This window comes from Streptomyces sp. NBC_00028 (assembly GCF_045041065.1).
Lineage (GTDB): Bacteria > Actinomycetota > Actinomycetes > Streptomycetales > Streptomycetaceae > Streptomyces.
In genome coordinates this window covers 1,420,229-1,432,508 of the sequence record NZ_CP108293.1, presented here as the reverse complement: position 1 = coordinate 1,432,508, position 12,280 = coordinate 1,420,229, and the positions used below count along the sequence as shown (strand labels likewise).

Annotated in this window: 13 protein-coding genes and 1 riboswitch; of the genes, 2 read left to right on the top strand and 11 right to left on the bottom strand. The window is 71.8% G+C overall.

Annotated elements, in window-relative coordinates; translation table 11 throughout:
- Window positions 1-488: 488 nt before the first annotated feature.
- Entirely contained in the window at window positions 489-1,568 is a 1,080-nt protein-coding gene (locus OG885_RS06285) for a LacI family DNA-binding transcriptional regulator (RefSeq protein WP_405727295.1), read from the bottom strand.
- A 146-nt stretch (window positions 1,569-1,714) separates the two neighbouring features.
- Here OG885_RS06285 and OG885_RS06280 point away from each other — a divergent pair, with 146 nt between their 5' ends.
- Window positions 1,715-2,770, top strand: a complete 1,056-nt coding sequence (locus OG885_RS06280; protein ID WP_405727292.1) for a glycoside hydrolase family 5 protein — start codon at window positions 1,715-1,717, stop codon at window positions 2,768-2,770.
- A 23-nt stretch (window positions 2,771-2,793) separates the two neighbouring features.
- On the opposite strand, the gene OG885_RS06275 is transcribed toward OG885_RS06280, so the two are convergent.
- Complete coding sequence (locus tag OG885_RS06275) at window positions 2,794-3,324, bottom strand: CGNR zinc finger domain-containing protein (protein ID WP_405727289.1); 531 nt, start codon at window positions 3,322-3,324, stop codon at window positions 2,794-2,796.
- A gap of 26 nt (window positions 3,325-3,350) precedes the next feature.
- On the opposite strand from OG885_RS06275, the gene OG885_RS06270 reads away from it, so the two are divergent.
- Window positions 3,351-3,845: a GNAT family N-acetyltransferase gene (locus OG885_RS06270; protein ID WP_405727286.1), complete on the top strand. Its 495-nt coding sequence runs from the start codon at window positions 3,351-3,353 to the stop codon at window positions 3,843-3,845.
- A 9-nt stretch (window positions 3,846-3,854) separates the two neighbouring features.
- Here the strand turns inward: OG885_RS06270 and OG885_RS06265 are convergent, their stop codons facing one another.
- The 9 genes from OG885_RS06265 to OG885_RS06225 form a co-directional block, all read right to left on the bottom strand.
- The gene (locus tag OG885_RS06265; RefSeq protein WP_405727283.1) at window positions 3,855-4,838 is read right to left on the bottom strand and encodes an ABC transporter substrate-binding protein; all 984 of its coding nucleotides are present in this window, start codon (window positions 4,836-4,838) and stop codon (window positions 3,855-3,857) included.
- A gap of 8 nt (window positions 4,839-4,846) precedes the next feature.
- On the bottom strand, window positions 4,847-5,599 hold the full coding sequence (locus tag OG885_RS06260) for an ABC transporter ATP-binding protein (protein ID WP_405727280.1): 753 nt from the start codon (window positions 5,597-5,599) through the stop codon (window positions 4,847-4,849).
- Window position 5,600: 1 nt separating this feature from the next.
- Entirely contained in the window at window positions 5,601-6,656 is a 1,056-nt protein-coding gene (locus OG885_RS06255; protein ID WP_405727277.1) for a FecCD family ABC transporter permease, read from the bottom strand.
- A 126-nt stretch (window positions 6,657-6,782) separates the two neighbouring features.
- Window positions 6,783-6,862: riboswitch (cobalamin riboswitch) on the bottom strand.
- Window positions 6,849-7,976 (bottom strand): acyltransferase family protein, encoded by a 1,128-nt coding sequence (locus tag OG885_RS06250; protein WP_405727274.1) that lies wholly within the window; start codon window positions 7,974-7,976, stop codon window positions 6,849-6,851. Its footprint overlaps the riboswitch before it by 14 nt.
- Window positions 7,977-8,057: 81 nt before the next feature.
- Window positions 8,058-8,756 (bottom strand): LuxR C-terminal-related transcriptional regulator, encoded by a 699-nt coding sequence (locus tag OG885_RS06245; protein ID WP_405727271.1) that lies wholly within the window; start codon window positions 8,754-8,756, stop codon window positions 8,058-8,060.
- A 107-nt stretch (window positions 8,757-8,863) separates the two neighbouring features.
- Window positions 8,864-10,045: an acyl-CoA dehydrogenase family protein gene (locus tag OG885_RS06240; protein ID WP_405727268.1), complete on the bottom strand. Its 1,182-nt coding sequence runs from the start codon at window positions 10,043-10,045 to the stop codon at window positions 8,864-8,866.
- 30 nt (window positions 10,046-10,075) lie between these two features.
- On the bottom strand, window positions 10,076-10,624 hold the full coding sequence (locus OG885_RS06235) for a DUF2269 family protein (protein ID WP_405727265.1): 549 nt from the start codon (window positions 10,622-10,624) through the stop codon (window positions 10,076-10,078).
- 80 nt (window positions 10,625-10,704) lie between these two features.
- Window positions 10,705-11,187: a hypothetical protein gene (locus OG885_RS06230; RefSeq protein WP_405727262.1), complete on the bottom strand. Its 483-nt coding sequence runs from the start codon at window positions 11,185-11,187 to the stop codon at window positions 10,705-10,707.
- 146 nt (window positions 11,188-11,333) lie between these two features.
- Window positions 11,334-12,263: a LysR family transcriptional regulator gene (locus OG885_RS06225; protein ID WP_405727259.1), complete on the bottom strand. Its 930-nt coding sequence runs from the start codon at window positions 12,261-12,263 to the stop codon at window positions 11,334-11,336.
- Window positions 12,264-12,280 lie beyond the last annotated feature (17 nt).

The following is a 12,280-nucleotide window of genomic DNA, read 5'->3' as shown; positions in this document are numbered from 1 at the left end:
GCCGGATGCGTGAGCGGGTAGCGCGCTCGTGGCGTCCTGCCCGGGGCGGTGCCCCAGGGCGGGAGGCCCGTGCGTGGCCGTCGGTTCCGCGCGGCGCGTCGTTCTCACGGGCGGGGGGTTGCTGGCCGTGGCGGCTCGGTGGTTCGGGTGCGTGGGTGTGGTTTCTTCCGGTGCTTTCTTCGGCGTGCGTCCCGTCTGCGGTGGCCGGCAGGCCGGATGCGCGAGCGTGTGGCGCGCTCGTCGCGTCCTGTGCGGGGCGGTGCCCCTGGGCGGGAGGCCCGTGCGTGGCCCGGGCGGCCGTCGGTTCCGGGCGGCCCGTCGTTCTCACGGGCGGGGGTGCTGAGGGCGGCGGCGCGGAGGCTCAGGCCGGGGGCGGCGCTCTTCGTGGCGCGGGGCGGGCTTTCGGGGAGCAGTGGTTCAGCGGCGCGCGGTTGGGTTGCCTCCCCGCGCGCTCCTTCGCGGGCGGCCCGTCTGTGGTGGCCGGGAGGTCAGTTGCGTGGGTGGGCGGCGTGTTCGCCGGTCCCCGCTCGTGGCGGTGCCGTGCTCGCCCGCAGTGCCAGCCGGGTCGGGACCAGGTCGTTGCCCGGCCGGACTTCGCCCGGGGTACGGATCTGCTGGAGTGCCGTCTGTACACAGCGGCGGCCGACCTCGGTGAAGTCCTGGTGGACGGTGGTCAGCGGCGGCACGAAGTAGGCGGCGTCCGGGATGTCGTCGAAGCCGACGACACTGACCTCGCCGGGCACCGCGACCCCGCGCTCGTGGAAGGCCCGCAACAGGCCCAGTGCCATCTGGTCGTTGGCCGCGAACACCGCCGTGCAGTCGGGCTGCTCGGCGAGGGCCAGCCCGGCCGCGTACCCGGACTCCGCCGTCCAGTCCCCGTGCAGCGGCTCCGGCACCGGACACCCCGCCTCCTCCAGCACCGCACGCCACGCCTGCGTCCGGCGCTGCCCGGCGAAGGAGGCCTCGGGGCCGGTCAGATGCCACACGGTGCGGTGGCCCAGGTCGAGCAGATGCCGTACGGCCTTTCGGGCGCCGTCGGCCTGGTCGGTGTCGACCACGCTGTAGCGGTCGCCGGCGTCGGAGTCCACGACGACGACATGTGCCCCGGGCGGGAGCTGGACCGTGCCGGTGTCCAGCAGATGGACCTCCATGATGACGATGACGGCGTCGACCGCCAGCTCTCCCATGCGGGTGAAGGCGCCCAGCACGTTGTCCTGGGTCGGCACGTCGATCGGGATCAGGGTGATCGCGTACCCCTCGGCCGCGGCGTGCGTGGCGATCGCCTCCACGGTGCGGCTGTTGCCGGTGGATGCCAGGTCGAAGAGGATCACGCCGATGGTGTTGAACTGGCCGTAACGCAGGGCACGGGCCGCGCTGTTGGGCCGGTAGCCGAGCTCCCGCATCGCCGCGAGGACCTGCTCCCGCGTGGACTCGATCACCCCGGGATGGCCGTTGGAGACCCGCGACACGGTCTGCGACGACACCCCCGCGCGCTGGGCCACATCGGCCATGGACACCCGCTGTCTGCGGCGCCCGCCGGGCACCCCGGAACCGCCTCGCTCCACCACTGGTGCCTCCCTCGTCCGTCCCGGACCCCGTCCCTGTCGCAAGGGATGTTACGTGTGGGAAACCTTGACGGTCGTCGGGGCGGATGCCACGATTCCGGCGCCGTGATGTTTACGTAAACATCCTGTCGCTCCGGAAGGGTACGTCGATGCGCAAGACCCCTGTCAGCACCCGCCTCAAGCCCCGTACGCGGGCCGCCCTCGCCGCGGTCGCGATCGCCGCCGTCACCGGCGCCGGCCTCGCGGGCAGCCCCGCCTCCGCCGCGCCGAGCATCGACACCACCCAGTTCAAGGGGGTCAACTGGGCCGACCCGCGCGACAACTTCGCCGACGACCTGCTCCAGCTGTCCGGCCTGTCGACCAGCGACACCTACGCCCAGACCTACGCCAAGGCGAGCCGCGTCATCTCCGCGTTCCGCGCCAACCTCGGCGCCAACACGGTCCGGCTGCCGATCAACCCGTACACGGTCAACGGCTCCTACTGGAAGTCCTACCGCGGGGTCATCGACGCCGCGACGGCCCACGGCTTCAAGGTGATCGTGTCCTACTGGGAGGGCACCGGCGACCGCAAGGACGGCTACATCGACGACGAGACCTCCTATTGGCCGATGTGGAACACCGTCGTCAAGGCCTACAAGGGCAACTCCCGGGTCTACTTCGAGCCGATGAACGAGCCCCACGGCTACACCGACACCGAGTGGGCCGACATCGCCGCGAAGTGGCTCGACACCTACAAGTCCGTGCCGCGCAACCGCGTGTTCGTCAGCGGCGCCGGCTACAACGACCACGTCACGTCCGTCTGCGCCGACCCGCGTCTGAAGGGCACGTACCTCTCCCTGCACCACTACGGCTTCTGGAAGTCGTACGCCACCTACGACGAGTGGGTCGCCGACCTCAAGGTGCGCATCGGCGACTGCGCCAACCGGACCGTGGCGGACGAGTTCGGCGCTCCGATGACGACCGGCCTGAACTACAACGTGAAGACCCCGGACGACAACTACGTCAACTTCATCCAGGCCGTCACCGACACCTTCCGCGAGCTGAAGATGGGCTCGGTGTACTGGCCGGGCCTGCGCACCGACGACATTTACTCGATACAGCAGCTGACCGGTGACCCGGCCAAGCCCTGGCTGAAGACCACCAACCAGTCCGGCGCGGACCGGCTCGCCTGGGCCTGGCAGCGCGGCAAGCCGGTCGGCGAGTGAGCTGATCGCGCGGGTGCCGTCCGTCAGCGGGCGGGCGGCACGCCCCGGGCGCGGTGGCGGCGGACCGCGTCGCGGTTGGCGCAGCGCTGGGAGCAGTAGCGCTGTCGGCCGGTGCGGGAGGTGTCGGCGAAGACCGTCGCGCACTCGGCGACCGCGCAGCGGCTGAGGCGGTGCATGCCACGGCCCGTCAGGTGCAGTGCCGTGCCGACCGAGATGAGTGACGAGAGGACCGCGCCGAGCGCCCGGCCGTCGTCGCGGTAGTGCAGATGCCAGCCGCTGCCGACGTGGTTCGTCATGCGGGGGTGGGCCGCCGCCGCGGCCAGCATCTCGTTGACCAGCGCGGCGCGTTCGGACTCGTCGGACGCGTCGACGACCTTCTCCCACGCGTCGAGGGTCGCCCCGACGCGGTCGAGGTCCTCCGGCGTGACCGGCCCCTCCACCGCGACCCCTGCGGCCCGGCAGCGCTGCGCGAGCTCCCCGGCGTCGGTCGGGCGGCGGTTGGCCAGGTCGGCGGCGAGGTTCACGGCATCCTCGCCGTAAGGGTTGAGGTGCATAAGGTCATTACAGCAGGCTCGTCGGCATGGGACAACGCACCGCCATCCGCTCCGCAGTCCGTCAGGCGGGGGACTACGACCTCGTCGAACTGCTGCGCCTGCGGGCCCTGTTGTTCGACGGGCTCGCCGACTCGTTCTTCAACTCCCCTTCCGGAGACGAGGGGTGGCTGGACACCCTCGCCGTCGTCCTGCGGGAGCAGCTGACCGCGGACACCGTGCGCGTCCTCGTCGTGGACGGCGACGACGGGCGCCTCGCCGCCTGCGGGATCGGTGCCGTCGAACAACGGCTGCCCGGCCCGCACCTGCTCAACGGCCGGATCGGCCAGGTCATCGGCGTCGTCACCGACCCCGCGCACCGGCGGCGCGGGCACAGCCGCGCGATCATGGCTGAGCTGCTCGACTGGTTCCGGGAGCACGAGGTGGCCCGCGTGGACCTCTACGCCTCGGCCGAGGGTGAACCCCTCTACCGCGACCTGGGGTTCATAGACCATCCCGATCCCTCGCTGTACTGGCGCCCCTGAGACGCGGGTTCACCGCAGGTATGCCCCCAGCCTGGCGATCGCCGACGGGTTGCGCGGGCTCTCGACCAGGTCCACGTAGTCGAGGACGAAGATCCGCCGGTGCTTGACGGCGGAGACATGGCGCAGCGGGGCGTACGACAGGAGGAACTTCTTCTTCTGTTCCGCGCTCACGTCCCCGTAGTCGCAGATGACGATGGTGTCGGGGTCGCGCTCCACGACGCTCTCCCAGCCGACGGTCGTCCAGGAGTCCTGGACGTCGTGCATGACGTTGACGCCGCCGGCCTCGCTGATGATCTGGTCGGGGGCGGCGTAGCGGCCCGAGGTGAAGGGCTGGTCCTGGCCGCTGTCGTAGAGGAAGACCTTGGGGCTCTTGGCGGGGGCCTTCGCGTGGACCTCCGCGACCTCCTTCTTGAAGCCGGCGATCAGTGTCGCCGCCCGCTTCTCGACGCCGAACAGCTTTCCGAGGTTGGTGAGATCGGTGTACAGGGCGTCCAGGGGCGGCATGATGCCGCGCGCGGTCTCGCTACGGCCGTTGCGGCAGGACTCGGTGAGGACGTACGAGGGGATGCCGAGCTTCTTCAGGGCGTCCGGGGTGAAGCCGGCGTCCTCGCGGAAACCGTAGTTCCAGCCGGCGAAGACGAAGTCACCGCGGGCGTCGAGGACGTTCTCCTTGGTGAGCTGGTCCTTGGAGAGCCACTTCACCTTGTCGTAGCCGTCCTTCCAGGGCACGTCGGTCAGATCGCCCTTGTCGTCGGGCATGGCGAACCCGGCCATGCGGTCCTCCAGGCCGAGCGCGAACATCAGCTCGGTGATGCCGACGTCGTTGGTGACCACCCGCTCGGGGACCTTGTCGTAGGTCACCTTGTGGCCGCAGTTGGTGAGGGTGACGGCGGTGGACCTGGCGTCCTTCGCCTCCTTCGCCGGCTCGACCGAGGCGCCGCATCCGGTGGCGGTGGCGGCGAGGCAGAGGGCGGCGGCGAGCAACTTGCGCATGGGGGTCCTTAGTCGGCGGGCAGAAGGTCGAAGAGGAGCTGCGTGGCACCGGTCTCGGGATGCCGGACCGAATGGGCGCTGACGCCGAACACCTCGGCGAGCAGGCCGGGTTGGAGCACGTCGTGCGGGGGGCCGGAGGCGACGATCCGGCCGTCCGCGATCACGTACAGAAGATCGCAGTGCGCGGCGGCCAGGTTGAGGTCGTGCAGGGCGGCGAGCGCGGTCACCCCGCTGTCCCGGACCAGCCGCAGCACCTCCAACTGGTGGGCGATGTCGAGGTGGTTGGTCGGCTCGTCCAGGACCAGCACCAGCGGCTGCTGGGCGAGCGCGCGGGCGATCAGCACCCGCTGCTTCTCACCGCCGGACAGCGACAGGAACCCCCGGTCGGCGAGATGGCCGACGCCGGTCCGTGCCATGGCCCGCCCGCAGATCTCGGCGTCCGAAGTCGCCGTACGGTCCCGGTGCGGCAGCCGTCCCATGGCGACCACCTCGGCGACCGTGAAGTCGAACTCCGCCGCCGACTCCTGGGGCAGCGCGGCCAGCACCCGCGCGGCGGCCCTCGACGGCATCGCGTGCACGTCGTCCCCGGCCAGCCGCACCACGCCCGCGGCCGGGCGCAGCGCACGGTACACACAGCGCAACAGCGTCGACTTGCCGCTGCCGTTGGGGCCGACGAGCCCGACGAACGACCCGCTGTCCACGGCGAGTCGGACCCCGTCGAGAATCCCGGCGACGCTCATGTCCTCGATGTCGAGCCGCATGTCAGCGACCTCCGAACGCGTAGCCGCCGCGCCGCATCAACAACAGGAACGCGGGCACCCCTACCACCGCGGTGATCACCCCGACCGGCAGTTCGGCGGGGGCGAGCAGCAGCCGGGACAGCACGTCGGCCCACACCAGCAGGACGGCACCGGCGAGCGGCGCCACGGCCAGCACCCGTCGGTGATCGGCGCCGACCAGCATCCGTACGACGTGCGGCACCATGAGCCCGACGAACCCGATGGCCCCGCTCACCGCGACCACGGTCCCGGTCACGGCGGCGGTGACAAGGAACAACTCCCGCCGCAGCAGGCCCGGTCGGACCCCGAGCGCCGCCGAGGTCTCGTCACCCATCGCCAGCGCGTTCAGCGCCTCCGCCCGCCGACGCAGCCACGCCCACCCCGCCGCCACGGTCACCGCGACCAGCGGCACCTGGGTCCAGGTGGCCCCGCCCAGACTGCCCAGCAGCCACATCAGAGCCGACCGCGCCGCCTCGCCGCGCGCCGCCCCGAACACCATGACGGTCGTCACCGCCTCGAAGCCGTACGCCAGCGCCGTACCGGTCAGGACCAGCCTGAGCGGCGTCAACCCGTGCGGCGAGCGGGCCACCGCGTACACCAGCACCATGGCCGCCAGCGCGGACAGGAACGCCGACACCGACAGCGCCCACACGCCGAGCCCCGCGAACGCCCCCAGCAGGATGACCGCGTTGGCGCCCACCGCCGCGCCCGAGGAGATGCCGAGCACGAACGGGTCGGCGAGCGCGTTGCGCACCATGGCCTGGACGGCCACTCCGACGGCCGCCAGCCCCGCGCCGACGACCGCGCCGAGCACCACCCGCGGCAGCCGGATCTCCCAGACGATGGTGTACGCGGCGGCGTCGTCGGCGTGCACGGTGCCGCCGGTCAGCCCGGCCCACAGGAACCGGAGGACGTCCGCCCAGGCGATTCCGGCCGCGCCCAGACCCACGCCGCCGACGAGGGAAGCGGCGAGGAGCAGCACGAGCCCGATGACGAGCGGTGGCAGGGGTATGCGGCTGGGGGTGGGACTTCGGCGCACGGTCGGGGCGGTCCTTCGCCTGGGGCCGCCTGCGGAACTCGGTCAGAGGCAGCCCGTACGACAGCCCTGCCGTGCGGTCCCCTCTCGCAGTCCACGGCGAGCAGTCAACGGGTCGCACCACCCACAGGCGATCGGGCTCACGCGACGGAGGTCGGGCCGTCGCGCACACCGTTGCGGGTCAGCGCCGGACTCTCACCGGACTTCCCCCGCGGGAGGCTCCGGGAGCGTAGCAAACGCGTGTGACACGGGAGTTCGGCGGGCTGCACCTCGGTCGTGGAAGGCCCACGTCAGGTCCGGCTCCATGACGCACCGGAACAGTCGGCGCACCGGCGGGGTGCACAGCACGGTCACGACCGTCGCGGCCACGGCCGTGACGACGACGATCCCGAGGGGTTCATGGACCCAGGCGGGGTCGTACCAGCCCCAGGGCTCCGAGCCCTGCGCGACGAACCCGTGCAGCAGATAGCCGTACAGCGTGCCCGCGCCCAGGGTGGTGAACCATGTCCGGCGCCCGGGCACCCAGGCGAGGAAACAGGCGACCAGCAGCGTCGAGCAGCCGAAGACCACGGGTGTCATCACCAGGCCCGCCCAGCCCGGCGCGCCGAGTTCCTGGACGCTGTCCCGGTGGTAGAACCAGGCCCCGCTCATCCGCGGCACCGCCCAGTACGCGACGCCGAGCGCGCCCGCGAACACCGGCACCGCCAGCACCCGCGCCGAACGGCGGCGCACCAGCCGGAAGTGCTCCGGTTTCAGACAGAGGCCCAGGACGAAGTACGGCAGGAACTGGAGTGTGCGCTGGAGATCGAGGCCCTCGCCGATCGACGGTGTCATGCTCGCGGCCACGGCGACTCCGAGGGCGAGCGGCAGCGGCCACCGCACCGACCGCCACACCGGGGTCGTCAGCCGCCAGATGAACAACGCGGCCAGGAACCAGGTGAGATACAGCGGGTCCAGGAGGCTGACCGGTCGGTCCGGGGCGTCGTCGGTCCACCTCGTCCAGAGGGTGTACGCCGTCTCGAAGACGACGTACGGGAGGGCGACCCCCGTCACCAGCCGTCTCAGCCGCCGCGGGCTCGCGTCGAAGGACCGGGAGAAATAGCCGGCGACGACGACGAACGCCGGCATGTGGAAGGCGTACACGAACATGTAGAGCGCGCTGACCGTGCGGCTGCCGTCCCGCAGCGGCTCCCACGCGTGTCCGGTCGCCACCAGGAGGATCGCCAGGTATTTGGCGTTGTCGAAGAACGCGTCACGTTCCCCGGCGGGGCGGCCGGGCTGGGGTGGGGTCGACGGGACCGCGGTGGCGGAAGGCTGGGCCATCCCCCGCGCCTGACCATTTCGGGGCACCTCAAACGTCCAGGGCGGGGCGCTTCGCAGCGCCTCGCCGGGCGAGTGGTCACCTCAGGCCGCGGGGCGTACCAGTCCCGTCTCGTAGGCGAAGACCACCGCGTGGACACGGGCGCGTGCCCCGATCTTGGCGAGGATGTGGCTGACGTGGGACTTCACGGTCGTCGGGGCGATGCTCAGACGGGCCGCGATCTCGGCGTTGGACCAGCCGGAGGCGATGGCGGTGAGGACGTCGCGTTCGCGCTCGGTGAGCGTGTCCAGGCCGACCCCGCTCGCGGCGGGGCGGACCGGCTGCTGCTGCCGGACGGTGTCGATGAGGGCGCGGGTGAGATTGGGGGTGATGACGGCGTCCCCGACGGCCACGACCCGGATCGCCGCGATCAGTTCCTCGGGGGCGGCGTTCTCGAGGACGAACCCGCCGGCTCCGGCCCGCAGCGCGGCGGAGGCGTACTGCTCGTGGGTGTCGGGGGTGAGGACGAGGACACGCGGCGGGCGGGCCGCTGCTTCGGAGAGGCCGGGGGAGGCGGCGAAGGCCGGTGGGTGGGTGATCCGGCGGATGACATCGATGCCGTCGCTGTCCTGGACACGGCCGTCCAGCAGCACGACGTCGGGGCGGAGCACGGCGCTCATCCGCACGGCTTCGGCGCCGGTGGTCGCCTCGCCGGCGACGGTCAGGTCGGGCTGGTCCGTCAGGAGCATGCGCAGGCCGAGCCGCTGGAGCGACTGGGTACTGACGATGAGTACAGAGGTCATGGGGGGCGACCCTCCTGAACGAAACGGTTTCGTTCGCTTGAGCCTCAGCATAGCCCCGCCATCAGAGAAACGACATCGTTTCCCTCGTGGTCTGGATCACCCTTCGACTAGAGAAAGAGCGTCCCTGGATCGAGCCCGGCCAGGACCCGCCCGTACAGCTCCAGATTGGTCGCCGGATTGACGAAGGAGTGCAGGTTGAGGGCGTGCAGATCGCGTACCGCCCGCTGCACGGGCACCTCCCGGTGCAGCGAGGACGCGCCGGACGCGGAGGCGATCAGATCGACCGCCTCCTTGCACAGCCGCGCCACGTACCCGCTCTGCGCCCGGATCCTCGCGCGCTCCTCCCGGGTGAACGGCTCCCCGGCCTCGACGCGGGCCACGATGTCGTCCGTCAGCAGCTCGGCGCAGGAGATCTTCAGCGCCGCCTCCGCTGCCTGGAGATGTGTCACGGTCGCCTCGTGCTGCCGCTCGTGGAACGTGTACGTGATGCCCCGCCGGTGGATGCGCTCGGTGAACTCCGCCAGGGACGCCCGGGCCAGACCGAGCGCGTGCGGGGCCGTCCAGACGCAGAACATCAGCAGGACCGGCATCCGGTAGAAGGGGTCGTCGGCGTTGGCCTTCGACGGGAACTCGCCGGCCAGCAGCGGGCCGACGGGCAGGACGCGGTGCGCGGGGACGAGGACGTCATGGGCGACCACGCTGTTGCTGCCGGAGCCGGCGAGGCCGGAGACGTGCCAGTCGTCCAGGATCTCCAGCTCGGCCATCGGCACGGCCGCCCACAGCACCTCGGGCGGCCCGTCACCGGACTCGCCGGACTCGACCCTGACCGTGAGCAGATGCCAGTCGGCGTCCTGGCAGCCGGTGGCGAAGCCCGAGGTGCCGTTGACGAGATAGCCGCCGTCCACCGCGACCGCGGTGGGACCCGGGATGAGTGTGCCGCCGACCCGGACGTCGGGGCCGGTGAAGATCTCGTCCTGCGCCTCGTCGGGGAAGAGCGCCGCGATGAACGCGCAGCCCGCCTGGATCAGGGCCATGAACCCGGCCGAGCCGCACGCCCCGGCGACCTCGGCCAGGGCGTCGACCTGGGTACGCAGCCGCGACTGATAACCGCCATACCGCCGGGGGACGTTCATCCGGTAGACCCCGGCCTCGGTGAGCGCCGCGACGACCTCGCCCGTCACCCGCCTCTCCTGCTCGGTCCGCAGCGCGTGCTCGGCGATCAGCGGGCGGATGCCCCGTACCCGTTGGACGAGTTCGAAGTCGGAGTGGGGTGCCGACGGTGCTGTCATGGACGCCCTCCGGGATTCTCTGACGGGTCATCACCGTGACGCGGCTCGGGCCGGGGCGTCAATGCCGCCTCGTGCGCGCGGAGTTGAGGCCGCCCGCTGTGCGCGCCCGCGCCGCGTCCGGCCCCACGGCTTGAGCACCGAGATCACCGTCATGAAGACGTACGCGCTCGACGAGACGATCGGCCCGAACAGGACGTCACCGGTGTCCGGCAGCGGATGCCCGGCGGCCACGGCGGCGACCGCGGAGTTCACGGCGGGGCGCAGGACGAACGCCGTGGCGGTGAGCGTGGCGAGGGTCAGCCAGAACTTCGTGACGACCCAGCGATGCCGCGCGAGACCCCACGGCGTACCCAGCGACAGCAGCAGGCCGCTGACGAACGTGAGGAGCGCGAGCGGGAGGAGAAGCCAGTCGGCGAACACCTTCATGGCCCGGACCGAGGACTCCACGGTCGCCGGGTCGCCGGTGGTCGCCGCGGTGATCCCGAGGGCGAGCAGGCCGAAGGTGAGCCCGAGCCAGCCGGCCGAGGCGACGACATGGACCACGAGGGAGCCCTTGCGGGCCGGGCGGCTGAGTTTCATGGGTCCACGGTGCCCGGGCGGGTGCCGCGAGGGCGTCTGACCGGGGGAGTAAGCCGGTGTACTGAGGGGGGAGTACGCCGTCACCCCTTCGGCAGGAACTCGCTCAGGGCGTCGATGAGCCGGTCGAGGGCGGGGTGCCGCGTGGAGCGGTCGGTCGTGACCGTGCGGCCGTCGAAACGGAGTTCGTACCGGAACAGATCGGCGGCGCCCGTGTTGACCGTGCGGTCGGGGACCTCGTCCAGGGCCGGGTCGCCGAGCAGCGTTCGCAGTTCCTCGAACTCGGCCCCGCTCGCGCGGCGCACGGCGGACTTGCCGTTGTCGCGGGCGTGCACGGTGCCGTCGCCGCCCAGGACCACCTGCTGGGAGACACCGGCGAAACCGCCGCTGATGTTCATGGCCACGAGCTGCTGACCGGAGCTGGTGACGGGGGACGGGGTGTCCGTCGTGGCGTCGGCCGTCACCTCCGTGGGCTCGGTAGCGGTACCCCCGGACCCCTCGGCGCCGCAACCGGCCAGCGCGAGCGCGCCGACCGCCGCCAACGCGACGGCACTTCTACGGAACACGCGGCCCGCCTTCCGGTGTGCGCACCCTGAGGATGCGGTCGTCGACATAGAGGATCTCCAACCGGCCGTCCTGCAAACGGCTTTCCTCGGACAGGCGTGGCGGCAGGCGGCGGGCGGCAGGCGGCCCGGATGGGCGCGCCCCCTGACTACGGCGTCCGGGCGGCCCGCAGCAGATGGTCGCGTACGACGGCCACGTGCGGGTTGCCCGACACCCCGGGGCGCTGCACCAGGAAGCCGGTGTTGATGGGCGGGTCCTCCGGATCGTGCAGCAGGACCAGCGCACCGGACGCCAGCTCGTCGGCGCAGAGATAGCGGGGCAGCACCGAGAACCCCGTGCCGCCCACGACCGCCGCCCTGACGCCGTTCAGATCGGGCATCGTCACCGCGGGCTGGCAGGCCAGGCGCTTGCCGAACACATGCCGCCAGTAGCGGCGCACGATCGGCAGGTCCTCGGCGTACGCGACCAGGGGGACACCGTGCAACGCGGCGGCTCCCTCCGTCGCGATCCGGCCCGGGCCGCCGATCCGCCGCGCCCAGACGACCCCGGTGACCAGCACGAACTCCTCGTCGTTGAGCGGCACCGAGGCCAGGGTCCGGCCGCGGGGCCGGAAGGTGGCGATCACCAGGTCGTGTCGGCCGGCGCGCAGATCGTCGAGGAGCGGCTCGGTCAGCCCGGGCGTGACGCGCAGCCGTACGCCCTTCTCCACGAGCGGTGCGATGCCCGGCAGGACGGAGCGGGTCAGGAACTCGGCGGGGCCGGCCAGGTGCACAGGCTCGGCCGGGGTGTCCTCCGGCTGGGCCACCGAGGCGAGCGCGTCCAGCGGTTCGACGACCCGCGCGGCCAGTTCGTCGGCGTAGGGCGCGGGCGCCACCCCGCGGGCGAGGCGCTCGAACAGCTCACGGTCCAGCTGTCGCTCCAGGGCGCGGATCTGAGTGGTCACCGTGGGCTGGGAGAGGCCGAGGAGACGGGCGGCGGCGGTGAAGGAGCCGGTGCGGTACACGGTCAGGAACGTGCGCAGCAGGTTCAGGTCCAGGGGGCCTCCGGCCGGGTGGTCATTGGATTCCCTATCTCTCATATATGTGAGCCTATTGG